This window comes from Trinickia sp. NRRL B-1857, assembly GCF_050470685.1.
Taxonomy (GTDB): domain Bacteria; phylum Pseudomonadota; class Gammaproteobacteria; order Burkholderiales; family Burkholderiaceae; genus Trinickia.
Genome location: NZ_JBFLUK010000011.1, coordinates 1,059,274 through 1,085,534, shown reverse-complemented (window position 1 = coordinate 1,085,534; position 26,261 = coordinate 1,059,274). Strand labels below are relative to the sequence as shown.

Genomic DNA, 26,261 nt, shown 5'->3' with positions numbered 1-26,261 from the left:
GTTCAATTTCGTGCGACGCTCATTCGATGACACTACCGATGGCCAGACGCTCGACGATCGCGCGGCCGAGCACGTCGGCGTGAAGCTTGACGATCGTTTCGTGATTGCCCGGTACCGGCACGCGTTCGAGATTCGATGCATCGAGGACTGCTTCCCAGCCGAGAAGCGCCGGCAATGCGGCGTGCCCCTCCAGCGGCGTAATCGACGCATCTTCCGCGGCAAAAACGGTAGCGTGCGTCTCGACGCGCGCCGGCCGCCAACGGTTCATCGCCAGACCGTGCGTCACCAAGCGTTCGAGGAATTGACGGTTTTCCTCGGCGCTGTCGTAGGCCAAGTGCCACAATGGGTTGCTCGTCCCGCGTCTGCGCTCGATCGCATCGACCAAGCGTGCAATCAGTTCGTCGATGCCCGATGCCGATTCGAAGCCGATCGTGTCGGGATCGAAGCCGGTGAAGTTGTTCACCGCGAAAGAGTACAGCGTAAGCACCGCTGCGCGATGCAGGTCCACTTCAGTGCCGGGCGCCGGCAACGTCGTATCGAATAGCCCGAGAAATTCGACGTCATCGCCGCCCGCGATCAGTTGCGTCGCGATCTCGTAGGCGATGAGTCCGCCGAACGACCACCCGGCGATGCGATAAGGGCCGCTCGGCTCGAGCGATTTCATGATGCCGATGAAGCGTGCCGCGATCGCCTGCATCGTGCGGGGCGGCTCGACGCCTAAGCGCGTGGGCGGCAGCCCGTAGACGGGAATGTCGGCGTCGATATGGGCCGCCAAATGGCCGAAATACCACGAATAGCCCTGCAACGTATGCATCAAGAACAGCGGGCGCTGCCTTCCCGCCGAATTGAACGCGACGAAATCCACATCGGCCACGGCTCCCTCGTTGCCGCTCGGCGAGCCGTCTTTCCTAGCGCGTTCGCGTTGGGCGAGACTGGCTAGCGCGTGCACCGTGCGCGTCTCGAAGAGGCTGCGCACCGTCAGACGGATTTGAAGGGCCTCGCTCACGCGAGCCATGACCTTGGCCGCCATCAACGAGTCGCCGCCGAGCGCGAAGAAGTTATCGTGCCGTCCTACGCGCGAAACGCCGAGCGCCTCACACCATTGGCTCGCGATCAAGCACTCGATCGGTCCTTGCGGCGATTGAGCCGCTTGTGCTGCTTCGTCGGCCCGCGTCGCGATCTCGCCGATTTCCATCGATGCCAACGCGCGCCGGTTAAGCTTGCCGTTCGGCAAACACGGCATCGCCTCGATCTCGATGAACCGGCTCGGCACCAGATGGGACGGCAAACGCTCGAGCAGCCAATCATGCAGGGCGTTCGCATCGATGTGCGCGCCTGGGCGCGGCACACAAAACGCGATAAGGCGCGTGACGCCGTCGATCTCTCGGCCTGTGGCCGCAGCAGCCGCGACCTCGGAGTGGATGCCCAACGCATGTTCGATCGCAGGCAATTCGACGCGCTGGCCGCGCACCTTGATTTGAAAATCCTCGCGCCCGAGGTGAAGCAATTGTCCGTCGGGCAACCAACGGCCGAGATCTCCCGTACCCATCATTCGTATGCCGTCGCCCTGCTCGACGAACCGCTCGGCAGTCAACTCGGGCCGTCGCCAATAACCCGGCCCCACGCTTGCGCCTTCGACGAATATCTTGCCGACGGCGCCGACGGCGACGGGATTAAGCGAATCGTCGAGCAATTGCACACGGGTGTTCGCGATGGGTCGGCCCGCCTCGATCACGGCCGCGTTGCCGGCCGACGCCGACGCACACTCCGACGCATAGGTAATGTCGTTGAGCTCACTACATCCGTAGTTGTTATGCAACCGGGCCCACGGCAAACACCGCGCGAAGCGCTCGCGCAGGAGGCGGCTTAGAGGCTCGCCGGCCGTCGTGACGTGACGAAGGCTCGTCAACTTGTCCGCATAGTCGAGCAGGACGGCCAGATGCGACGGCACCAGATTCAGCCGCGTAATGTGCCGATCGAGGATGGCCTGGGCAAATGCCGGCGCATCCTTGACCACGATGTCGGGCAGTATGACTTGCGGTATCCCAGCGAGCAGGCCCGACAGCATTTCCTTGACCGACGGCACGAAGGACATCGACGTCTTTTGTCCGACGATCTCATCGGCATCGTAAGGCGTTCGCTCCCACAATGCGTGCAGACAGTTGAGCACTTGCCGGTGCTCGACGACAACGCCTTTCGGTTCGCCGGTCGAGCCCGAGGTGTACGCGATATAGGCGATGTCGCTGCGCCGCGCGGGGCGCATGTCGAACGGTGCCGTATCGCACGCCGACCGTTGCGCTTCGAGCACCAGCGAAGGCACCGCTGTTTGCCCATGCGAAGCAGCCACGTCGGGCGTCGTCACCACGAGGCTCGGCTGCGCGTCGTCCAACATCCGCCCGGTATAGGCCGGCGGATACGCGGGGTCGATCGGCACGTAGGCGCAATTCAGTTTGAAGCAAGCCAGAATGGACGCCAGAAAGTCGCCCGAGCGAGGAAGATGCAGTGCGACGCGCGCGCCCGGACCAATTCCGCGTCGATGTAACGTATGGGCGATTGCGTCTGCCCGGCGATCGAGTTGCGCATAGGTCGTACGCTCGCCCTCGAACCAGCAAGCTGGGGCGTCCGGCCGTCGCGCCACCTGTCGCGCAAAGAGTTCGACGATCCCGGCACCCTCGTACTCGCGGCTCGGACCGCGTGCGCATTCGAGGAATCGATGCTCCGCGGGCGTCAGTTGGGTCAACGTCGATAAACGCGCATCGGGCGACTCGGCAAGGCGCGCAAGAAGATCCAGCCAAACCTCGACCAGCAGTTCGACTTCCTGCGCGGCAAAGCGCGCGCTATCGAAATTCGCCACGAGCTCGACGTCGCCCTGCTGGCCGAAGATCTCGAGATCGAGCGCAGACTGCGCCATCCGCTCAAACGTCTGCGGTAGCACGTCGAGTTTTAGCCCCTCGTCCCAGTCGTCGCGCGCGAGGGGCGGCACGGTCTGATGACGCAGGACGATCGGCACCGGCGAGGCGCCATCCGGCTGCCTCAGCTCAGGTACGAGCGCGAGCATCTGCTCGAACGGCAACGCTTGATGCTCGAGCGCGCCGAGCACGACGCCGCGGGCCTGCTCGATCAATTCGAGCCCGGTCGGGTCGCCCGATAGATCCAACCGCAACGGCAAGATGTTGACGAAGAACCCGACGAGCGTTTCGAGTTCCGGCTCGTCGCGCCCGGCCGTCGTGGTGCCGATGCACAGGTCTTCTCGACCCGTACGCCGCTTGCAGGCGATCGCCAATGTCACGAGAAACAGCGTAAATATCCCGGTGCGCCAGGTGCCGCTCAAATCCGAGACCGAGCGGGCCAGCGCCGGCGGAAGGCGTCGGCGCACCTGCCCGAGCGACCCATGCCGTGTGCCGCCTCCGGCGCCGTCGACAGCGATATCGGTCGGCTCGCTGTAGCCTTGCAACGTCGCTTTCCAATAAGCGCGTTCGCGGTGCAGATCGCGTCGTCGCTGCCGGCTTGCATAGTCGGCATATTGAATCGGCAACGGCGGCAGCGCGCCGGCAAACGCGCCGGGACCGCTCCGGTGAGTCGCGTATAGCGTCCGCAGATCGCCGATGAGCACGCTTAGCGACCAGCCGTCGGAAACGATGTGATGCATCGACAACGACACGATATGCCGGCTCGGCGCAACCCGCAGCACGACGACCGTGAAAGGCGAACCATGCTCTAAATCGAATGTCGCACCGGCATGCCGTGCGAGCGCAGCGGCCACTTCGTCTTCGCCGACGTCGACGATGTCGACATGCACGGGCTCCGGGGTATCCACGATCTGCACCGGCATGCCGGCCTGCGCGTCGTAGTGAAAACGCGTCCGCAAGGGCTCGTGCCGGGCGACGAGCGCATCGACGGCGGCGCGCAGCGCCGGCAGCGACAACGGTCCGTCGAATGCAAGCGCACCGTGCATGTTGTAAGCATTGCCGCCGTCGCGCTGTTGAATGAGCCACAGACGTTCTTGCATGAACGACAGCGGTAGCGGCCCGGAGCGCACGACGCCGAGAGGCGACGGTCCGTCCCCGCCCACCGTGCCCAGGCGCGCGGCGAAGGCAGCAAGATCCTCCGTTTCGAAGAGCGCCCGCAAGGTCGCGGCATCGCCGAACAGTCGGCGCAGCCTGCCGATCGCACGAACCGCGAGCAGAGAATGGCCGCCCAGCGTGAAGAAGTTATCGCGCCGCCCCACGCGCGGGACATCGAGTAGGTCGGACCAGACTTGCGCAAGCGCCTGCTCCGCTTCGCCGACAGGCGCCTCATAAGCAACGCCTCGATCTGCATCGAAACGCGGAGCCGGCAGCGCGCGGCGATCGACCTTCCCGTTGAGCGTTACCGGCATCCGATCGAGTGCGACGAATGCCGACGGGACCATGTAGTCGGGCAGGCTCGCCCGTAGGTCGATCGTAAGCGCCTCGACATCGCACGTATCGCCCACGTAGTAGGCCACGAGACGTTTTTCGCCGGCCGCGTCCGTGTGCGCGACGACGATTGCATCGCCAAGCCCGCGCTGCGCCAACTGCGCCTGCACCTCGCCGGGCTCGACGCGAAAGCCTCGGATTTTCACTTGCGCATCGTTGCGCCCGAGGTACTCGATATTGCCGTCCGCCCGGTATCGCCCCAAGTCGCCGGTACGATACATCCGAGCATTCGCAACCGGCGAGAACGGATCGGGTACGAAACGCTCGGCCGTCAGGTCGTCGCGATTCAAGTACCCGAGGGCCACACCGTCGCCGCCGATATAAATTTCCCCGGCAACACCGACCGGCACAGGGCAGCCCGAGGTATCCAGCAGGTAGACGCGCGTGTTCGAGATCGGCCTGCCGATCGGCACGATCGAATCGCCGGCATCCTCTGCGCGTAGCGCGTAAGTGGTGGCAAACGTCGTCGATTCGGTCGGCCCGTAGCAGTGAATCAAGCGCGCGGGCGGACTATCGCGCAAAATGCGCTGAATCGAGCGCACGTCGGCCGCGTCACCCCCGGTCAACAAGTAGCGCAGGGTCGGAAATACCGTGGCCAGTGCATCGACATACGCACTCAGCAATCCCGCGACGAGATGGAGCGCGGTGACGCGTCGAGCGTGCAACAACGCCGCCAAATCTTGAGGCGACAGCAAGGTCTCATGCGGCACGATGACGAGGCATGCGCCGTTGAGCAGCGCACCCCATACCTCCATCGTGCTGGCATCGAATGCCGGGTTCGACGTGAAAGCGATCCGGTCGCTCGCATCGAACGCCGCGTACCCGTTGTTCACCGCCAGGCGATTGATGCCCCGATGGGGGATAACAACCCCTTTAGGTTGCCCGGTGGAACCCGACGTGTACATGATGTAGGCCGGTGCTCGCGCTTGTCCGTGCGCCGGCTCGAGATGCGCCGCATCGCCGTCTTGTGGTTCGGCATCGGCAATACGATCGAGGTCGACGCGCTCGATCCCGGCTTGTTCGGGCACAGCAAAACCCGCCTGCGTGAGCACGCGGGTCGCACCGCAATCGCTGAGCATATAACCCTGGCGCTGCACCGGCGCGTTGCGATCGAGCGGCACGTACGTCGCCCCGCACTTGAGCACCGCCAGTTGCGCCACGATCAAAGCAGCCGATCGATCGAGCAGTAGCGCCATGCGCTCCCCGGGGCGCGTGCCCAAGCCGATCAGCGTATTCGCGAGCTGGTCCGCACGTCGATTCAGTTGCGCATAGGTCAAGGTTGCTTCGCCATCGACGACGGCCGGGGCGTCAGGTTGGCGCACGGCAATACGCTCGAACACGGCGTGCACCGCCTCGTCGCCCGGGAACGCACGCTCCGTTGCATTCCAACCGATCAGCAGTTCCGTGCGTTCTTCGTCGGAAAGGATCGACAGTTCCCCCATCGACGTATCGGGCCTAGCGTCGAGCACGTCAGCGAGTCGCCGCAGCACTTGCTCGACGTAACCGCATAGACGCATCGCCTCATGGCCCCCGGCGATCTGGGCGGTCAACTCGAAGGCATCGCCAAGATCGTCGACGCTCAATGCGCAGGGATAGTTGGTGCGCTCCTCGCCATCGAGGATGTCGATGCCGTCCCACGCGTGGCGATCCATGCGCGTCGCATCGTCTCGCCCGGCACTATGCCGGAAATTCAGCAACGCGCTGAATAGCGGCATCGGCGACGCCACGCCGCTACACCGCTGAGCGAGCGCAAGCGAGGCATACTCGTGGCCGAGCAGGTCGGACAGCGCGCGATGCGTCAGTTGCAGAGCGTCACGTACGCCGCTTGCCTCCGTCCTGATTCGAATCGGCAGCGTATTGATGAACAGTCCCAGCGCACGGTCTACGTCTGCGTTGGCTTGCCAGCGCCCGAGCAGCACCGTGCCGAACACGACATCTTCGCGTCCCGACAACTGCCCCAACACGCGCGCCCACGCAAGATGAAACACGCTGGCTGCACTGATCCCAAGCCGGCGCGACGCTTGACGCAAGCGATCCGATAACTCGCCGCTTAGACGATGCCGCGCCTGGGAGATCGGCTCGCCGCCGTTGCTCACATTGACGAGACCGTAAGGCAACGTCGGTTCATCGACGTCGGAGAGCATCTTTCTGAAGAACGCCTCATGATCGTTCTCTTGCGCATCGAGGCGCGCGCGTGCCACATACTCGCGGAAAGGCGTGGGCAATGCGAGCGACTGCCCCCGCCCCAGCAAATGGGCCTGAACCTCGTTCAACAGGACCTCGACGCCGGCATGATCCAGTGCGATGTGGTGGAACAATAGGACCGCCACCCAGCGGCCGCGAAGCGCGTCGTGCGCGATATGCAATTGGATAGGCGGCGCGACGCCGAGATCCAGCCGATACCGCTGCGGATCGACACGCTCCGCAAGCTGAGCGTGCAGGTCGCCATCGCCCGGCTCCAACGACACTTCATGGACGGGCAACCTTGCCTGCCGATACACGACCTGCACCGGTTCGCTCAACCCCTCCCATGCGATCGCGGTTCTGAGCACGTCGTGGCGGTCGATGACAGCTTGCAGCGCACCCGAGAAGCGCTCGATCGCCGCCCGATCGTCGAATGTTAAGCGAGCGCGCAACAAGTAGGCCTCGCCCTCGTCCGCCGTCAAGTGATGGTAGAGAACGCCCTCTTGCAGCGGCAATAACGGGTAGATGTCCTGAACGTTCCGTGCTCCGCCCGGTACGCCGGCGACGATCGCATCGATGTCTCGTTCGGTCAGCGTCACGAGCGTCAACATGTCGGGGGTAATGCGTTGCACGCCCTCGGGGATCGAATTCGGCGGCGTGATCAAAGCCTCTTGGCTGCTTCGCCCGCTTTGTCCCGACTCGATATCTTGGGCCAGCGCAGCGAGCGTAGGCGCGGCGAATAACGTGCGAACGTCAGTGTTCAGTCCCGCGCGGCGGAGCCGGTCGATCAGCGAAACGGCAAGCAGCGAGTGGCCGCCGAGTTCGAAGAAATTGTCGAATCGGCCGACGCGCTCAACGCCCAGCGTGGCTTGCCATATCGCCGCCAGCGTCTGCTCCAAGCCAGTCTCGGGGGCCACGAACGTCTGCGCGCCCGCGTCGCTTGTCTCGGGCGCGGGCAGCGCTTTGCGGTCGAGCTTACCGTTGGCCGTGAACGGCAGCGCGGCCAACGGCATGAACGCGGCGGACACCATATGCCGCGGCAACGCGCGCGAGACGATCTCGCTAAGCGTTCGCGCCCGCTCCGCCTCGCCGATGTAGTAAGCGACGATCCGCGGCTCGCCGGGCACGTCGTCGCGCACGACGACGGCGGCTTCTCGCACACCGTCCACCTGACTGAGCACCGCTTCGATTTCGCCCAGTTCGACCCGGAAACCGCGAATCTTGACTTGCTCGTCGTTGCGACCGAGATATTCGATCTCGCCGCTCGGCAGCCAGCGGCCGAGGTCGCCCGTTCGATACATCCTGGCGGCGGGGCTGTCGACGAAGGGATCGGCGACGAACTTCGCGGCACTGAGTTCCGCGCGGTCGAGGTAACCACGCGCGACTTGTCCCCCGCCGATATGGATTTCGCCGGCCACGCCGATCGGCACAGGTTCGCCATCGGCATCCAAGATATAGATGCACGCATTCGCGATCGGACGACCGATCTTCGTACCCGAGTCGCCGGCGCTCAATGCGCTCGAAGTCGCGACGACCGTGGCCTCGGTCGGGCCGTAATTGTTGACGAGCACTTGCCCCGGCTGGAGCCCTTCGAGCGGCCGCTTCAGTCGCTCGCCGCCGATCAGCAAGGTCCGGACCCACCGATTGGCGCGGCCTGTCGCATAAGCCAGCTCGGCCAGCGGCGTCACCAAGAAGCCGACGTCGATACGCTGACGGCACCACCAGTCGAGCAGTCTCTGCGGGTCGCCCGCCGTGGCGACAGGCGGCAGCAGCAGCGTGCCCCCGCTGCATAGCGTGGGCCAGATCTCCCATGCGGCTGCGTCGAACCCGACGCCGGCCATGGCAGCAGTGCGATCGCCCGGCGTCAAAGCGAACGTATCGATGTGCCAATGCACGAGATTGAGCAATTGCCGATGCTCGACCATGACCCCTTTCGGTTGTCCGGTCGAACCCGATGTATAGATCACATAAGCCAGATCATGGGCCGCCGGTCCGGGCAACGCACACGGCTCGCACGGCGAGACCGATTCCGGCAAGCCCCCATCGCCGACCTCGATCGTCTGCACCGGCATGGCATCGAAGAGATGCGACGTAGGCGCGTGCACGAGCAGTACGACGGGACGGCTATCCTCCACCATGTAGCGCAGGCGCGCAGGAGGATAGCTCGGATCCATCGGCACGTAAGCGCCGCCCGCCTTCATGACGGCCAGGAGCGCAACGATCATCGCCGGGCTGCGCTCGATGCAAATCGCCACGCGCGCGTCGGGTACTACGCCGCGTTCGATAAGGTGTCGCGCAAGCGCATCGGCTGCCCGATCCAACTCGCGATAGCGGTACTCGCGACTCTCGTACTCGATCGCCACTGCGTCCGGCGCGCGAGCCGCGGTGCGCGCGAATAACGCATGGACCGTCTCGTGCGGCGGATAATCCGTGGCGGTGGCGTTGAACTCGAGGAGCAATTCGCGCCGCTCGTTGGCGGGCACGATTGTCAACGCGCGCATCGGCGTTTGCGGCGCATGCTCAAGGGCATCGCACAAACTTTCGAGTGCGGTCAGCACGTACCCCGCGACGCGTGCGGGTTCGATGCCGTCGACGGCTTGCACCGTCAAAGACAACGCATCGCCCCAATCGTCCACCGACAAGACGAGCGGGTAATTCGTCCGCTCGTGCGCATCGATCATCGTGATGCCGGGTAGCATCGTGCCCGCGGTCCCGGACGCTACCGGCGCATCGCTATGCCGGTAGTTCAGCAGCGCGCCGAAGAGCGGCGAGGGTGCGCTCACGCCGCTGCAACGCTGCGCGAGCGCAAGCGAGGCATGTTCGTGCGCAAGTAGCCCTGCAAGCCGATACGCCGTCGTCTTGACCGCGGTTCGGACATCTACGGTCCCCGCATCGACGCGCAACGGCAATGTATTGATGAAGAGTCCAACCGAGCGACCGGCTTCGCTCGCGCTTTGAAAGCGCCCGAACAACACGGTCCCGAATACGACGGCGTCCGCGACGCCGCTCAATACCGACAGCACACGCCCCCACGCGGCATGCACCAAGCCGGCCGTGCTCACGTCCAGCGTGCGTGCCGTGGTACGCAAACGTGCAACGAGCGAAGACGACACTGCCACGCTATGTTCCGCGACCCTGCTCCCATCGCCCCGCACCTCGCCGCGACCGTAGGGAAGCGTGGGCTCGCCCACGTCGCCGAGCATTTGCGTGAAGAAGGCTTCATGCTCGGACCGGGTAACGCCGAGCTTCGCCTGCGCCACATATTCGCGGTAAGGCACGGCCTGCGGCAGTTGCGCCAATGGGTCGGATAGATGGGCGCGGATCTCGTCTTGCACGACCGCCAACGCCGCATGATCGAGCGCCAAGTGGTGAAACAGCAGCATCGCCGTCCACCGTTGCCCGCCGCTATCTTGCGCGAAAACCAACCGCAGCAAAGGAGGCTGCCGCACGTCGAGCCGCGTATGCCGCGGATCGAACCGCAGCCGCAAAGCCGCCGCAGCATCGTCTTCGGACGGCGAGAATCTAATCTCATCCACCTTCAGCGCAGCGTGGCGCCATACCACTTGCACCGGCGTCTCGAGCCCCTCCCATACCACGCCGGTCCGCAATACATCGTGTCGCGCTACGACGCGTTCGAGCGCCGCGATGAAATCGTCGAGCAACGCACGGCGCTCGAACGCGAACATACCGTAGAGCAGATAGGGGTCGCCGGTCGTCGTCGACAAATGGTGGTAGAGAATACCCTCCTGTAGCGGGGCGAGCGGATAGATGTCCTGAATGTTCGCAGCGCCGCCGGGGACGCCCGCCACGATCGAATCGATCGCCGCTTGCGGCAGATCCACGAGCGTGAGCATGGCCGGCGTGATGCGCGCCGCACCCGGCGAAATCAAGTTCGGCGGAATCGCCGGGCTAAGCCGGCCCGACGTGACGCGCTCGGCGAGCTCGGCAAGCGTCGGCGCCGAAAACAGCAACCGAACGTCGGCATGCAGACCTACGCGCCGCATACGCTCGATCAACGCGATCAGCAGCAAGGAATGGCCGCCCAGTTCGAAGAAGTTGTCGTGCCGACCGATTCGTTCGAGATTGAGCAATGAAGTCCAAATCGCCGCCAGTACTTGCTCCTTGCCTTCCAGCGGCGGCTCATATCGCACTTGTCGATAAGCGGCCCGGTCGGGCGCCGGCAGCGCCTTGCGGTCAAGCTTGCCGTTCGGCGTCAAGGGCAGCGCATCGAGCAGGACATAGGCTGACGGCACCATATACTCGGGCAGGCGCTCGGCGAGCGACGCGCGGATGACCTCGGCACTCGGTGCCGCGCCTGTCACGTAGGCGACGAGCCGTTTCTCGCCGCCCGCCACGACGACCGCTTCCCGCACGCCTTCGATCTCGGCCAGCCGCGTTTGGATCTCGCCGAGTTCGATACGGAATCCACGAATTTTGACTTGATCGTCGTTGCGGCCCAGATAGTCGATGCTGCCGTCGGGCAACCATCGCCCGAGATCGCCGGTCCGATACATTCGCGCCGCCGCTGTCTGCGCAAACGGATCGTCCACGAACTTCTCGGCTGTCAGATCGGGGCGATTCCAATACCCGCGCGCGACCTGCACGCCGCCGATATGAATCTCGCCCGCGATGCCGAGCGGCACGGGCTGACCGTGCGCATCGAGGATGTAGATTCGGGTATTGCTGATCGGGTGGCCGATCGGCGGGCGCTCGACGCTCGTGGTGTCGTGCGCTTGACCGTTGGATACCCACGCCGTTACGTCGACGGCTGCCTCCGTGGGCCCATACAGGTTGTGCAGCTTGCTTGCGGGCAGCGCCGCATGGAATTGCCGTAGCAACGTCCCCGGCAGCGCTTCCCCGCTACACACGACGTGAGCGAGGCTCGCGCAGCGCGAGGCCTGCGCCGTTTCAAGGAACGCTTGCAGCATCGACGGGACGAAATGCGCGGTCGTCACTCGTTCCTGCTCGATGAGATCGCACAGATAGGCCGGATCCTTGTGGCCCTCGGCTCGGGCCAGCACCAACTTCGCGCCGGCCATCAACGGCAGGAAGAACTCCCAGACCGAGACGTCGAAGCTGAACGGCGTCTTTTGCAATACGACGTCGCCCGCTTGGGTATCGAGCGCCGCTTGCATCCACCGCAGCCGATTGACCACGGCATGATGTTCGTTCATCACGCCTTTGGGGCGTCCCGTCGATCCCGACGTATAGATGATGTAGGCAAGACGATGCGCGTCGACGCCGGCAAGGACCGGCGCCGTTGTCACCGACATCGATGGCGGAAAATCGGGTAGACCGAAGCGGCCGATGTCGAGTGCCGGCACGCTCGCGCCTTTGAAGATGTTCACGGTTCTGCTATGAGTCAGTAGCACGGCAGGCGCGCTATCTTCGAGCATGTACTTCAGCCGCGATTCGGGGTAAGCCGGATCCAGCGGTACATAAGCCGCACCCGCTTTCAGGATGGCCAGAAGCCCGACCACCATTTCGGCGCTACGCTCGACGCCGATCGCAACGCGGTCGCCCGGAACCACGCCGGCCTGGACAAGCCGATGCGCGAGCGCGTTGGCCCGCTGGTCGAGCACCCGATAGCTGAAATCTTGCCCTTCATAGCGGATGGCAATGGCATCGGGCGTCCGTACCGCTTGGTCCTCGAACAACCCGTGCACCGTCTCGCCTTTCGGATACGGGACGGCTGTCGCGTTGAACGCTTCGAGCAGCGTCTGTCGCTCATTCGACGGCACAATGGAGAGCCCATGCGCCGGCATATTCGGCGACGTATCCAGTGCGTCGCAAAGACTGTCCAACGTCTGCGAAACATAGCCGCATACGCGGGCAGCATCGATACCCTCGACGGCTTGCACCGTCACTGAGAAGGCATCCCCCAGATCGTCGATCGACATCGTGAGCGGATAGTTCGTGCGCTCCACGAAATCGAGAATGTCGATGCCGTCCCAATCGAGCCGTGCGCTCGGATCGTCCGACTCGGCCTCGCCGTGCCTGAAGTTGAGCAATGCGCCGAAGAGCGGCGCGGGCGCGCAGACGCCGCTGCACCGTTGCGCGAGCGCCAGCGGCGCATGCTCGTGGGCAAGCAGCGCGCTCAAGCGCGCATGGACGGCCACCGCGGCGTCGCGCACCGGCACGGAGCCGAGATCCACGCGCACCGGCAACGTATTGATAAACATCCCCATGGCGCGCTCGACGTCTCCACCCGAGAGCAGGCGCCCCATGAGAACGGTGCCGAACACCACATCGTCTCGCCCGGATAGCACGCCGACCACACGCGCCCAAGCGAGATGGTGAAGGCTTGCGACACTCACGCCGAGCGTCTTCGCATGGCGCCGCACGCGCTCGCTCGATGCCTGCGACAGCGCGAGCTTCGCCTCTCGCACGTCGCGGCCGTCGCCGCGCACGTCGGCAATGCCGAACGGCAGCGTCGGTTCGACGACGTCCGCCAACATGTCCCGGAAAAACGCCGCATGGAATTCGTCGTCGGATCGCTTTCGCGTCTGCGCCACGTAGCGGCGATAGGCAAGCTGCGGCGCTAGCGCCTGTCCGTTGCCGAGCATAATCCGCGCGATCTCTCGACGCATCAATCGGAGCGAGGTCGCATCGTCGATCAAATGGTGGAACAGCAACACCGCATACCAAGCGTCGCTGTCCGTGTCGCGCGCGTAAGCGATTTTCATCAACGGTGCGCGCCTGACGTCCAGCCGAATCCGGCGCGGATCGAAACGTGCCTTCAACTGCTCGCGGACGGGTTCGCCGTGTTCGTCTCCGCTTGCAAACGCGACTTCCTCGGCTTGCAGGTGCGCATGCCGAAGCACGACCTGCACCGGTTCGTCGAGTCCTTCCCACAAGACGACGGTCCGCAAGACGTCGTGGCGCGCGACAACTTCGCGCAACGCCGCGATCAACGCATCGAGCCGGACCTTGGAATCGACGCCGAGCAGCACTTGGATGAGGTAGGGATCGCCCTCGCGTGCCGAGAGATGGTGATATAGGATGCCTTGCTGAAGCGGTGCGAGCGGATAGATGTCCTGTATGTTGGCGTAACCGCCGGGTACCCGAGCCGCAATCGTGTCGATCGCCGATTGCTCCAACGTCAAGAGCGGCAGCATATCGGGCGTGATCCGTCCGCAGGCGTCGGGAATGCGGTTATCGGGCACCTCGTCCTCGTTTTCCGGCGCGACGGCGGCAGCCAATGCGGCCAGCGTCGGCTGACTGAACAGCACTTTGACGTCCGCCTTCAAGCCCTCCCGCCGCATCCGCTCGATCAATTTGACGGCCAGTAGCGAATGCCCGCCAAGTTCGAAGAAATGATCGTGCCGACCCACGCGGGCTACGCGCAGAACCTCCGACCATATCCGCGCGAGCGCCTGCTCCCGTTCGCCGCGCGGCGCTTCGTACTCGGTCGATCGGTGCGTCGATCCGGAGGGTTCCGGCAATGCGCGACGATCGAGCTTCCCGTTCGGCGTGAGCGGGAAATGCTCGAGGTAGACATATGCGCCCGGCACCATGTGTTCCGGCAATCGGGAATGCACGTGCTCGCGCAGCGTTTGAGCGTCGCGGCGTTCACCGATGTAATACGCAACGAGCCGCTTGTCGCCCGTACTATCCTCGCGCGCGACGACGATGGCTTCGCGCACGCCTTCGGCTTGTGCCAATACCGCTTCGATTTCGCCCAGCTCGATGCGAAAGCCACGCACTTTCACTTGGTCGTCGTTACGGCCCAAGTACTCGAGCGTCCCGTCGGGTAGCCAGCGTCCCACGTCGCCGCTGCGATAGAGGCGCGCGCCTGAGTCGAACGGATGCCGTACGAATCGAGCCTCGGTGAGTTCGCGACGATTGAGGTAGCCCCGCGCCACGCCCGCCCCTCCGACATAGAGCTCCCCTTCGACGCCGATCGGAACCGGCTGCATGCCCGCGTCGAGGACATGAACTTCCAGATCGGGGATCGGTATGCCGACAGAATTGGCCTTATTGCGCTGATCGATTCGTACGTCGCTTGGGTCGATCGGGCGATATGTCACATGAACGGTCGTCTCCGTGATGCCGTACATATTGACGAGTTGCGTATCGGCGTTGATCGCGCGCTCGAACCACGGCGTCAGCATCGACAGTTCAAGTGCTTCCCCGCCGAAAACCACCGTCCGCAAAGAATGCGCACACGGATGTTCGCCTTGCGCCGCGATCAATTGCCGGAAGGCGGACGGCGTCTGGTTGAGCACCGTCACGGCCTCCTCGCACAGCAAGGCGTAACAGTCCGTGGGAGATCGGCTCGTCAAGTACGGGACGACGACCAATCGCCCGCCGTGCAGCAGCGCCCCCCAAATTTCCCAGACCGAGAAATCGAATGCGAACGAATGAAACAATGCCCATACGTCGCGGTCGTCGAATCGGAACCAGGCGCGCGTGGCATCGAAAAGACGCGTCACGTTCCGATGCTCGACCATGACACCCTTGGGTCGGCCCGTAGAACCGGACGTATAGATGATGTAAGCGAGCCGAGACGAGTCAACGCCCATCGCTTGCGGATTGCCGGCCTGTATAGCCGAGCTTTCGTCATCATGCGGGTCGTCTAGGTCGAGTATCGGTACGGCAACTGGGGCCTGCCGAAGGTGCTCGTGCGTGGAGCCATGCACCAGAACCGCAACAGGTGCGCAGTCCTCGAGCGTCCAGGCGAGGCGTTCCGGCGGATAAGCCGGGTCGAGCGGCACGTAAGCGCCGCCCGCTTTCAAGATCGCCAGCAAGCCGACGATCATCTCGATGCCGCGTTCGGCGCAGATTGCCACGCGGTCGTCGGCCTTCACGCCCAGACCGATCAAGCGCCGTGCGAGCCGATTCGCGCGATCGTTGAGCGCGGCGTAGGTCAGCGAGTCATCGCCGAACGTCAGCGCCACGGCGTTCGGCATCCGCTCGGCGATTCGCTCAAAGCGTTCGTGGAGGGTTTCGGTTGCGGTGAATGTCGCTTTCGCTTCACTCCATTGCGCGAGCATGCGCCGCTCTGCCGGCGTGGTCACCGCAAGCTGCGCAACCGGCCGAGTCGGCTGCGCGAGCGCTTGCTCCAGCAACCCCAACAAACGCTCGGCCGTTGCGTCGATCTCCGCGGCGTCGAACCAGGCGACGTTGTACATGAAGTGAATCCACGCGCAATCGTCGTAGGGGTTGTCGCGAATATGGAGCATGAGCGGCATCTGCTCATAGCCGCTCGACAACATGCGGATTCGGGCGCGGCCCGCCGCGAAACGCAAGTCGTAGTTGTCGCGCTCGTACGACACCGATACATCGAAAATCTGTACGCGCTGTGACTTCCATAGCTCCACGGCCCGATTGAGCTCGCTCAGCGGAAAGCCTTGATATCGATAATCCTGCTTGAGCGTACGCCCGATCGAGTGCAGCAAGGCCTCGAACGACGCACTGCCGTCGAACGACAAACGTATCGCGCTGACGCCGACGCACATCCCGGCGGTTTCTTTCAGGCGAGCGTTCGGGCGATTCAGAACGGGGATGCCGACGACGATCTCATCTCGTTGCTTCGTCCGCGCATAGTAGATCTGTAGCGCGGCTAGCATGACCTGCAACGGTGTGGATCCGCACTCGCGCGCGAATGCGACGATACGGTCGAAAAAGGCGCGCGGCACTTTCACCGCATGGTGTCCGCTCGGCGATGTGCCACCCTCGGATGGTTCGTGCGCGCGTCGCGCGAACAGCGGATCCGGTACCGACCGATACTTGTCCAACCAGTACGCGCGCTGCCGTTCGAACTGCGGCGATGTGCGGTAGCCGCGATCGCGCTCGACGAATTCGATATATGAGGGGGCAACCAAGGGAACCGCCAAGCCCTCGACCAACGCCGAATAGATGCGGCACAGGGAATCGACGAGTAGGCCAATCGCCCACCCATCGACGATCAAATGATGAAAGTTCAGCGTAAAGAAATAGTTTGCATTGCTTAGCTTCAGCAATTCGAATCGATAAAGCGGCTCGTCGGCATCCAGCGGGAACGGCGTTTTCAGTTGCCGTTCCGCCCAGGCGCAGGCCTCGGCGCGCGGATCCGCGCTCGTTGAAAAATCGCGCACAGGGACGATCACCGCCATCGTTTTCACGATCGCTTGCCGCGGCATCCCCTCCTCGTCGGGAGACGGCACCAAAACCGTACGCAGCACATCGTGCTTCTCGATCAGCAGATTGACCGCGCGCTCGAATTGCGCCGGGTCGACCGATCCCTCGATTTCCGTATAGCCGCCGATCTTGTAGACCGGTGCATCGCCGTGCACGAGTTGGTCTAGCCAGATTTCACGCTGCGCCGTCGTCAACGGAAAAGCCTCTGAAAGCCATGGGCTGCGAATCATGCCTGTCCCTCGTACGAATGCTTTAAGCGCTCGACGCAAAGCGCGGCGCTTGCATTTGGAATGTAGTTCGGCCGAAACGGCGGGAAGCGACGGGAGCCGGTGCTTAGGCCACGCCGGCCCGGACGTGCTGGACCGCTTCGACGATCCCGCGCGCTTTGACCATCGTCTCGTCGAATTCTTCATTCGGGTCGGACAATGCGGTGATGGCACCGCCGACTCCGAGATGCGCCGTACCGCCGCTGATCGTTACCGAGCGGATCACGATGCTGAAATCGCAGGCGCCGGACGTCCCGAACCAGCCGAGCGCCCCGGAATAGATGCCGCGTGCGCCCTGTTCCAGCCGATCGATGATTTCCATCGTTCGCTTCTTCGGCGCGCCGGTCATCGAACCGCCGGGAAATGTCGCGCGAATGCAATCGACGGAGGAGACTCCGGGTTTCAACGTACCGCGCACGGTCGAGACGAGTTGGTGGACGTGCGAGTACGTTTCGACGTCGAAGAGCTTAGGCACGTAGACGGAGCCCATTTCGCAGACTTGTCCGAGATCGTTGCGCAGCAAATCGACGATCATCAGGTTTTCCGCCCGGTCTTTTTCGCTCGTCCTCAGTTGCTGTACGATGGCCGCATCTTCGTCGGGAGTATGTCCGCGCGGGCGCGTCCCCTTGATCGGCTTCGCCTCTGCCACTCGCTGCCGATCGACGGACAGGAAGCGCTCGGGCGAAGCGCTGACCAGCGCGAATTCGCCTGCGTTGAAATACGCTGCGTGCGGAGCCGGCGAGAGCGCGCGCATCGTGCGGTAAAGGGAAAACGGCGGCTCGCGGAACTCGAACGTGATCGCGTTCGTAAGGCAGATTTCGTAGCTTTCGCCGCGCACGATTTCGCCCAAGGCCTCGCCGATCTTGTCGACGTAGGTATCGCGCGAGTGCCGAATCTCGGCATGCGCCGCGATCCACGCTTGCACGTCGCCGAGCGACAATTTGCGGCGAGGTGCCGTGTTTGATGTCGCGTTTGGTGCCACGTTTTCTGCCGTCCCGTTTGCGCTCGCGGTAGCCAGCGCCGCCATCGTTGCACGCACCGACGCGAACCAGGCTTGCGCCTCCCCACGAGAGACCTCGTCATGAACGAGGTGGAGCAAATAGGTTTCGTCGGCGATGTGATCGATGACGAGCATGCGCGTGGCGAATAGGAAGGCAGCGTCTGCCACCGTGGAGCGATGCGGGTGAGCGCCGATCGTCTCTGCCTTGACCTCGTAACCGAATACCCCGGCATACCCGAGATCGAAGCCGAACGGCAGTGGCGTCGGACAGGTCAAGGTCCGCTGCGCGAGCCGGCCCTCCAGAAAATCGAAGATGCTCTCGACGCGTTCGGCGCGCGCGCCACCCTGGGCATGCACGGTCGCCGTGCGAGTCGGCACGTCGTATGTGATGCGCTCGCCATATCGTCCGTGTGCGTCGCCCATGAACGTAAAGCGCGAGAAGCCGGGGACGACCAGGCTGCTCTCGAATAAAAACGAGGCGCCGCCCGGCGCGAAAACGCGCTCGAACAGCGCCGCCGCATCGGCGTGGCCGGGGATCTGCATCACTTCGAGTTCAAAACCGTTCATCGTGGATCTCCCAGACAAAGGATGTATCCGTCGCCTGTTGGATAGGCGTGCGCACCGGCGCCTAGGCCGCGCGCCGATTCTTGTGGGCGAGCGCGATGTCGCGGAAGTTGCGAAAGAGCTCGCCGCCACCTTCCGTGCAGATCGATTCGGGGTGGAACTGCACGCCGTGCAGCGGACGCGTCCGGTGGCGGATGCCGTGAATGACGCCGTCATCGCCCCAAGCGCTCAATTCGAATGGACCGGCTACTTCCTTCACGACGAGCGAGTGATAACGCACGACCGAGAGCGACGGCGGCAAGCCTTGAAATAGTCCTCGGCCGTCGTGCCGAACCACGCTTACGCGTCCGTGCCTAGGCTCCGGCGCCAACACAACCTCCATGCCGTGCTCGTGGGCCATGCATTGATGGCCGAGGCAGATTCCGAGCAACGGCAGTTGCGTCTCTCGAACAAGGCGCGCGCTGATACCGACATCGGCCGCGACCGCTGGGGTGCCAGGCCCTGGAGACACGATGATGCAGTCGTAGCGAGAGAAATCGATCTCCTCGAGCGGCATCGTATTCAACACGACAGTCGGCTCCACACCGCACGCCTGGCCCATATGCTGGAAGACGTTGTAGGTGAACGAGTCGAAGTTATCGACGATCAGCGTTTTGCACATGATGGTTGTCCCGCAGGCGCGTCATTGGACCAAACTCGATTGCGTGTCGACGTAACGCGCGAGTCGCGCCACACCGGCTTCGATCTCGCCCTCATCGGTATTGCTGAACGCAAGCCGTACCTCTTTACGGTGCGTCTCGTCGAGCGTGAAGAACGTCATCGGCATCACGATCACGCCCTGCTCTCGCGCGCATGCGGCCGTCTCGTCCCGCCCGAACTCGAACGGGAGCGATAGGCTGAGAAAGAACCCACCCTCCGGCCGATTCCAAGCAACACCCTCATGGCCCGCGCCGAAGGCAAGATCGAGCGCGCGCAAGAGCGCGTCGCGGTTACGGCGGTAATGCAGCCTAGGCCCCTCGATCACGGTGCCCAGGGAACACTGTTGCTTAAGCAATACGCCGCCTACGATCGCCTGAGTGACCTGACTGGTATTGACGGTAACGAAGCTCTTACGCTCGCCCAGTTCGGCCAATAGCCGGTCGGCCTCGCCTACGCTGCCGAACAAACGCTTCGGAACGACCGCCGCGCCCACGCGTACCGCCGGACATAGCGTCTTGGAGTAAGTGGCGAGATAGACGACGCAGCCCACGTCGTCTAGCGCGGCCATCGCCGGCGTGGCCGCGCCTTCGAAGCGAAACATTCCGTACGGGTTGTCTTCCAGCACCACAATTCGATGTTCTGCACATCCGGCAATGATCGAGCGGCGCTCTAACTCGCTCAACACCGTCCCTGTCGGATTGTCGAACTCGGGCGTCAAGTACAAGCCGCGAGGCGTTTTGCCTGCGCGCCGCAATTCTTGCGCGAGGCGCGTGAGCGTATGCGCCCAGTCCTCGCCGGCGAGTGGCTCGACCGGCACGATTTCAATGCCTGCGAAATCGGCAACGCCTGTGGCGCCGATATAGGTGGGATTGCGTGCGAGAATGACGTCGCCCGGTGCGCGGCACAAAGCCGGAATCAGGAGCGAGAGCGCTTCCTGGCATCCCGCGGTGACGATGATCCTCTCCGGCTCGCATTCGATACGCTCATCGATGCGCAATTGCTCGGCGATCAACGCCTCAATGATTCCTGCTGTAGGCCCGTATTGCGCAAGGCGTTTTTCGGCAAGCGCAACGCTGAATCCGTTTTCCCTTGCCATATGGTCGATAAATAGCGGAACGGCACTCAACCAGCGTTCCAATGAAAAGAACGATTCGGCGGGCCGTCCCGAGGCAAACGAAATGGCTGTCGGATATCGATTTGCCGCTTCATTTAAGAAATTCATGACGGACAGCCGAGAAGACCGCGCTATTGGGTCATTGAACATCCCATTCCTCATTGAGTTAATTGCGATAGGCTCATGCGAGACGAATGGTTATTCGTCACCCCCGCCGAGAGGCGGGCGTGCCGATACCGTCCGCGACCATCGCGAAGCAGTATGCAAATACAGTCAGTAGGAATTTGATCGTTCGAGCTGCTCGAAGAGCGACTGAATGTTGCTGTCGACAAACCCTTCCTCGCCATGGCGCTTGATCAACTCGAAGCTCATGCCGGTATTGGGATCTCTTGCCGTGAAGGCCTGCGTGAGGCCCGGGCCGTTGATAACCGACGTATCGAAGCGCATGCCCCGTGCCGTCAGCGTTTTCACCGTGTGGGCGACATCGTCCACTTCGAGGGCGATATGCGCAACGCCGGGACCGTGTGCCGCAACGAGTCGTGATACCTGGGATTCCGGTTCCGTGCCTTGGCAGAGCACGAATTTCGTGCTGCCGCTTTCGAGTTCGGCGGCGACCATGCCCGTGCGGGCGCCTTTGACGGTGCGGCGCCTAACTAGCGTGAAGCCGAGGACGTTCGTGAATAATCGCACCGCGGTTTCCAAGTCGCGTACCGCGAGCGCGATGTGGTCGATGGCGCGGTAATCGACCCCATTTACTTCGGACTCCTTATCATCGAGTTCATATGAACCCACCTGCCCGTATTCAGCCATCCGTCGCTCTCCTCGATCAGGATGATAGGCGGCCCGCAACACCGCATATCGAGCGGCGGCGGAACGACCGCGTTTATTGAATACATTCCGATGAGTGGAATATATCCACCGTCTAAACCTTGTAAGGGGACGGCGCGGTTTTAGACAATTGCAAGGTAACGAGTTGTTAAGTCGCGCGGCTTACGTTTCACGATCCGCCGCCTACGCACCATGCATTGCCCAGGACGGACGCATAGTACATCGAAAATTATCGAAGTGTGGGATTTATACGATGTTTTACACATCGTCTCGCGCAAGGTATATTTTTCATCATTGTTCTTGCGTGAGAAAAAGTTGCATATCGCATGCGCCGCGTGCAAACGAGCTTGAGAGGTTTAATAAACGCGGGGCGATATCTAAAATGCGTGCGGTCACGGGGCATGAGGGACGGGATACCGCAATCTTATGAGCGGCCTCGCCGGTCGAGCGAGGCCGCGACGATACCTTTCGTATCAACCCACTCGATCGAACAAGAACCCCTTGAAATCATTCTTCGCTAGTTCGGACCACGCCTCCCGATAGCCGCTGAGTCCGCCGAAGTAAAACAGCGTTTGCCGCTTCGCCCCGGGAACATTGGCCCCGAAGATCCACGAATCGACCTTCGGCAGCAGCGTATAAGCCGCGAAGGTATCGCAGATCTGCGTCCATTCGCGCTCTGCCTCGGGCGTGACGCGAATCGCACTCGCCTCGTCGGACCGGGCTTTCCGAATCAGCGCCGCGATCCAATCGAGTTGAGCCTCGACACCCGGAGGAATATTGCAGAACACGCTCTTCGGCCCCGGCACCATGAAGAAATTCGGGAAGTTCGACGTGGCGATGCCCATGAAGCTCGTCGCTTCGTCCTTCCAGTGCTGCTTCAATTCGACACCGTTAAGCCCCTTGATCTCGACATCCTTGAAGCTGCCGACGATCGTATCGAAGCCCGTCGCGAAGGCCAAGACGTCGAGCTCATACTCTTGCCCGTCGGCGGTACGCACGCCCTGCTCGGTGAATGCGACGATATCGTTGTTCTTCACCGAGACGAGCGAAACGTTCGGCCGGTTGTAGACCTCGTAATAGTTGTTGATCGAGATCGGGCGCTTCGCATACAACTGATCCGGAATCAACTTTTGAGCGGTCTCCGGATCCTTCACGATCTCGCGAATCTTTTTCTCGATAAAGCGAGTCGCTTCCTTATTCGCTTCCTCGCTGCTCGCGATATCGGCGAACGTGCCGAACATAAAGCGGAAGCCGGTACCGATCTTCCAATTTTCTTCGAAGACCTTCTCGCGCTCCTCGGGCGAAACGCTAAACGTCGGCACCATGCTTTCGGCGAAACCGCACGCTACCCGCGTGCCTCGAATGCCGTCCCAAATCTGCTCGAAATTTTGCCGATAGTCCGCGATATCGGCCTCGGCCACGAGATCGTCGCCCGCCGGCACGCAATACTGCGCATTACGCTGAAACACCGTCACGTGATCCGCCGTCTTCGCGGCGGCGCTGATCAATTGCACGCCCGTCGAACCGGTACCGATCACCCCGATACGCTTGCCCTCGAGCGTCAACTCGTCCGGCCAGTTGCCCGTGTGCACCACCGATCCGCGAAACTTCTCGCGACCGGCGATCTTCGGAAAGTTCAGCTTCGACAACACGCCGATCGCCGTGAGCAGATACTTACACGCGAAGCTTTCGCCTTCCGACGTGGTCACGATCCACTCGTTCGCGTCCGCGTCGTACCGAGCCGACTCGACGAACGTATCGAGCGTGATATGCGGGTCGAGCTCATAGTGCGATACGATCGAGCGCAGATAAGCGAGCACTTCCGGCTGATTGGCAAAGCGGCTATTCCAATTCCAACCGTCGTAAATCTCTTTATCGAACGAGTATCGATAAACGCGCGTCTCGGTATCGGTGCGCGCGCCCGGATAGCGATTCCAATACCACGTGCCGCCCACGCTGCCGCCTTTCTCGAAGCAGCGGACGTTCAGTCCCAGTTCATGATGAAGCTTGTACAACGCGTATATGCCCGCGAAGCCCGCGCCGATGACGATCGCATCGTAGCGCTGCCGAACCGTGCTCATGATCATTGTCCCTCGGTGGAAGATTGATGCGCTTTTTGATTTTCGACGTTTTGCTTGTAGCGACTCACCATGTTTTCAACGACGACGGCCTTTTCTCCGTCGTTCGAACTGCTAACGGCCAGGGTCCGCTCGGTCCGGTCCCTCAATCTATTTTCGAGAACGATCTTGCTCGTGACTGGTCTTCTCGCGCTTTCATAGTGCGCAAAGGCTGTCTCCACCTCCTTGCGGCTCGAAAGCTCGAATGCGAGCGCAGACGCGTCGAGGATCGCTTGCGAGGCACCGTTCGCGCCGACGGGATACATGAGGTGCGCTGCATCGCCCAGCAGCGTAACCTTCCCTCGTCCCCATCGCTCGAGCGGGTCGCGATCGACCATCGGATACTGCAAAATCGTTCGGCTTCCACTGAGCAGCGCGTCGATATCGAGCCAATCGAAGTGCCAATGCGAAAAGAACGGCAGGATGTCGTCCAGCTTGCCCGTTTCACTCCAATCGGGACGATCGAGGCGAATGCGCGTGTCCGCCGATACCATGCAAACCCAGTTCACCAGCGCCTTACCGCGCCTTTCGTGCTCGCTCGAAATCGGATAAGCGATGAGCCGCGTCGAGTAGACGTCGTTGGCAACGATCATCGTGCGTCCGTCGAGGAAGCGATCGCATTCGGTCACTCCTCGCCACATCGTGATCGGGGTACGCTTCACGACGTTACCGTCGCCTTGAAGCTGCGCACGTATGGCCGAATGAATACCGTCCGCACCGATCAGGCCTTTCGCCCGAAAACACACCTCGTTTCCCGTCGATTGATCGATCGCGGTGACCACAACGCGATCGCCCTCTTCATGAAACGAAACCAAGCGCGTACCGGTGCGCACCGCATGCTGGCCTAAACGCGCCTTCGTCGCACGCAGAAGGCTCATTTCGAGCACACCGCGATGAATCGAGATTTGCGGATAGGGACTACCGCTCGGCAACCCGCGCGCCTCGCTCCAAAGCTGCTTACCTTTCTCGTCCAGATGCGCGACGCGTTCGGTTTTGATACCGGAGCGCTCCATCGAGCGGTTCAATCCGAGTGCATAGAGTTCCGCGACTGCTGCCGGCTGGATGTTGATGCCTACCCCGAGGGGACGAATGCGCTTCGCTGCTTCGATGATCAGCAGATCATGAACGCCGTGGGCATGCAGCGCTAATGCTGCCGTGAGCCCACCGATGCCCGCTCCTGCGATCAAATAATCGGTGTCTATGGTGACTGTCATGATCTGGCGCCGATAGTCGCGAATCGAATAAGGGCGGCCCCGCCCCTAAAAACGCCAACCGAGCACGAGGCCGCCGCGTCGCTTCAGAATCGGTCAGGCATGCACGGAGACGACCGAGTACAGGTTCGGCGCAGCCTTCGCGAGCGCCGCCGTGCGCTTGACATACTCTTGGGCGGCCGGGTCTTCACGGACGGCCTTCACGTTGTCGGGGTTTTCCCATTGCGCGATATTGATCACGCTCGTACCGTCCTTGCTCGCCAGAATGCTCGCCGAGATGAAGCCGTCCTTGTGGCGGATGACCTTTTCGACGCCTTCGTTGAGGACATCGATCACCTTGGCTTGATTTTCGGGCGACACTTCGATGATGTTGACGAACGTGACACCTTTTCCTGCGCTGATGACCGCTTCGTTCTTCGACATGAATGGCTCCATTAGGGAAATCGTGCTGCTTCCGGGGAGCGCTATCGCTTTGGCGCCGATGACCTAGCGCCCTATACCCGCCCTCCGGAAATGCACGGATTACTGAAAGAAGGGATAAGAGCGTCGCCAGCCTGGGCGCATTGCGGCACTCGCCGCCGATGCCTCGGCCCGGCAACACTCTTGCTATGACGATAGCGTTCGGCGCGGCCTGTCGCTTCCGTACTTTCTACCCAAAAAAATTGGCGCGGGCGATGCGCGGCCAAACCATTGCGATAGACGCATGCGACGATCGAACCGGTTACGGTCGAACCTGTCTATATCCACATCCAATTGAAGTAGGTTTCGACATAAGCGGCGTGAATATTCAAAACGAATCGCGCATAATAGGTAGTTCGCGGAATCGGTCGCGTGCGACGTCTTGTTCGAACCATTCGGGAGAAATGCATCATGAGTGATTTGATCAGCCCGGCCTTCTCAAGCTTGATCGATCAGATACCCGGCGTTTGCGCGTGCAAGGACGCCGGATCGATCTTCCTTTACGGAAACGCGGCATTCAAGCAGTCGATGGGATTGGACGAAGACGTCCCGATGCTTGGGCTCAGGCATCACGATTTGCCGGCCGCGTTCGGCTCGTACGATGATAGCTATCTTGCGCAAGATAGGATCGTGATGGAGCGCGGCGCCACCATCCGCAGCATCAACATCTATCACGCAGGCGGAATCGGCGTGAAAGCCTATCTCGTCGTGAAGAAGCCTTTCGTCGATTGCGAAACGAATGCGCGCGGCGTGCTTATGCACGGCACCGATATCACCGATATCAACAGCAACATGCTGCGACTCGTCCGCGACGAGCATACGGCGTCGAGCGGGCTACCGAAATCGATGCCGCGCGGCAGTTTCGTCATCAATCGCGAGAAGCGCGACATCGACTTGACGCCGCGCGAAACGGAGATTTTGTTCTTCCTATTGCGCGGCGGCGTCGCTCGCCGCATCGCCGAGCTTCTTTCGATTTCCGTCCGCACTGTCGAGCATCACATCGATGCATTGAAAGACAAGTTCACGGCCTCGTCGAAGCCCGAACTGATCGAAAAAGCCATCGAAAAGGGCTATTTCTACATCACGCCGGCAACGTTGTTCGGCGTCGATTGAGTGCTAGATGAGCAAGCCGCATACCTTTCCGTCATGCGTAGCAGCAACTTGTTCAATGAAATTATCAACCACGACGCCAGCGACCCGAGCTGGCAAACCTCCGCGAGAAGTATAACGGCGGGCCATG

The 26,261-nt window shown here is 62.2% G+C and carries 9 protein-coding genes; 1 reads left to right on the top strand and 8 read right to left on the bottom strand.

Going from position 1 to position 26,261, the window contains the following annotated elements; genetic code table 11:
• Positions 1–19: 19 nt before the first annotated feature.
• From AB1286_RS25700 to AB1286_RS25665, 8 genes are all read right to left on the bottom strand, one after another.
• Positions 20–16,993, bottom strand: coding sequence for an amino acid adenylation domain-containing protein (locus AB1286_RS25700; protein WP_430366052.1), 16,974 nt, complete (start codon positions 16,991–16,993; stop codon positions 20–22).
• Between the two features lie 103 nt (positions 16,994–17,096).
• A complete protein-coding gene (pabB, locus tag AB1286_RS25695) occupies positions 17,097–18,596 on the bottom strand; it encodes an aminodeoxychorismate synthase component I (RefSeq protein ID WP_430366051.1) in 1,500 nt (499 codons plus the stop codon).
• A 61-nt stretch (positions 18,597–18,657) separates the two neighbouring features.
• Entirely contained in the window at positions 18,658–19,254 is a 597-nt protein-coding gene (locus AB1286_RS25690; protein ID WP_430366050.1) for an anthranilate synthase component II, read from the bottom strand.
• A 21-nt stretch (positions 19,255–19,275) separates the two neighbouring features.
• On the bottom strand, positions 19,276–20,514 hold the full coding sequence (locus AB1286_RS25685) for a PLP-dependent aminotransferase family protein (protein ID WP_430366049.1): 1,239 nt from the start codon (positions 20,512–20,514) through the stop codon (positions 19,276–19,278).
• 165 nt (positions 20,515–20,679) lie between these two features.
• Positions 20,680–21,216: a VOC family protein gene (locus tag AB1286_RS25680; protein ID WP_430366048.1), complete on the bottom strand. Its 537-nt coding sequence runs from the start codon at positions 21,214–21,216 to the stop codon at positions 20,680–20,682.
• 491 nt (positions 21,217–21,707) lie between these two features.
• Positions 21,708–23,315, bottom strand: a complete 1,608-nt coding sequence (locus AB1286_RS25675; RefSeq protein WP_430366047.1) for a flavin-containing monooxygenase — start codon at positions 23,313–23,315, stop codon at positions 21,708–21,710.
• A 2-nt stretch (positions 23,316–23,317) separates the two neighbouring features.
• A complete protein-coding gene (locus AB1286_RS25670; RefSeq protein ID WP_430366046.1) occupies positions 23,318–24,565 on the bottom strand; it encodes an FAD-dependent monooxygenase in 1,248 nt (415 codons plus the stop codon).
• Positions 24,566–24,658: 93 nt separating this feature from the next.
• On the bottom strand, positions 24,659–24,985 hold the full coding sequence (locus AB1286_RS25665) for an antibiotic biosynthesis monooxygenase (RefSeq protein ID WP_102644691.1): 327 nt from the start codon (positions 24,983–24,985) through the stop codon (positions 24,659–24,661).
• 447 nt (positions 24,986–25,432) lie between these two features.
• Between AB1286_RS25665 and AB1286_RS25660 the strand changes: the two genes are divergently transcribed.
• Positions 25,433–26,134, top strand: a complete 702-nt coding sequence (locus AB1286_RS25660; protein ID WP_430366045.1) for a helix-turn-helix transcriptional regulator — start codon at positions 25,433–25,435, stop codon at positions 26,132–26,134.
• The last annotated feature ends 127 nt before the right edge of the window (positions 26,135–26,261 follow it).

What these genes read in the sequence shown, in the direction of transcription:
- AB1286_RS25700 (WP_430366052.1), bottom strand. Translation starts at nt 16,993, where the DNA reads ATGATTCGCAGCCCATGGCTTTCAGAGGCTTTTCCGTTGACGACGGCG.
- pabB (WP_430366051.1), bottom strand. Translation starts at nt 18,596, where the DNA reads ATGAACGGTTTTGAACTCGAAGTGATGCAGATCCCCGGCCACGCCGAT.
- AB1286_RS25690 (WP_430366050.1), bottom strand. Translation starts at nt 19,254, where the DNA reads ATGTGCAAAACGCTGATCGTCGATAACTTCGACTCGTTCACCTACAAC.
- AB1286_RS25685 (WP_430366049.1), bottom strand. Translation starts at nt 20,514, where the DNA reads ATGAATTTCTTAAATGAAGCGGCAAATCGATATCCGACAGCCATTTCG.
- AB1286_RS25680 (WP_430366048.1), bottom strand. Translation starts at nt 21,216, where the DNA reads ATGGCTGAATACGGGCAGGTGGGTTCATATGAACTCGATGATAAGGAG.
- AB1286_RS25675 (WP_430366047.1), bottom strand. Translation starts at nt 23,315, where the DNA reads ATGAGCACGGTTCGGCAGCGCTACGATGCGATCGTCATCGGCGCGGGC.
- AB1286_RS25670 (WP_430366046.1), bottom strand. Translation starts at nt 24,565, where the DNA reads ATGACAGTCACCATAGACACCGATTATTTGATCGCAGGAGCGGGCATC.
- AB1286_RS25665 (WP_102644691.1), bottom strand. Translation starts at nt 24,985, where the DNA reads ATGTCGAAGAACGAAGCGGTCATCAGCGCAGGAAAAGGTGTCACGTTC.
- AB1286_RS25660 (WP_430366045.1), top strand. Translation starts at nt 25,433, where the DNA reads ATGAGTGATTTGATCAGCCCGGCCTTCTCAAGCTTGATCGATCAGATA.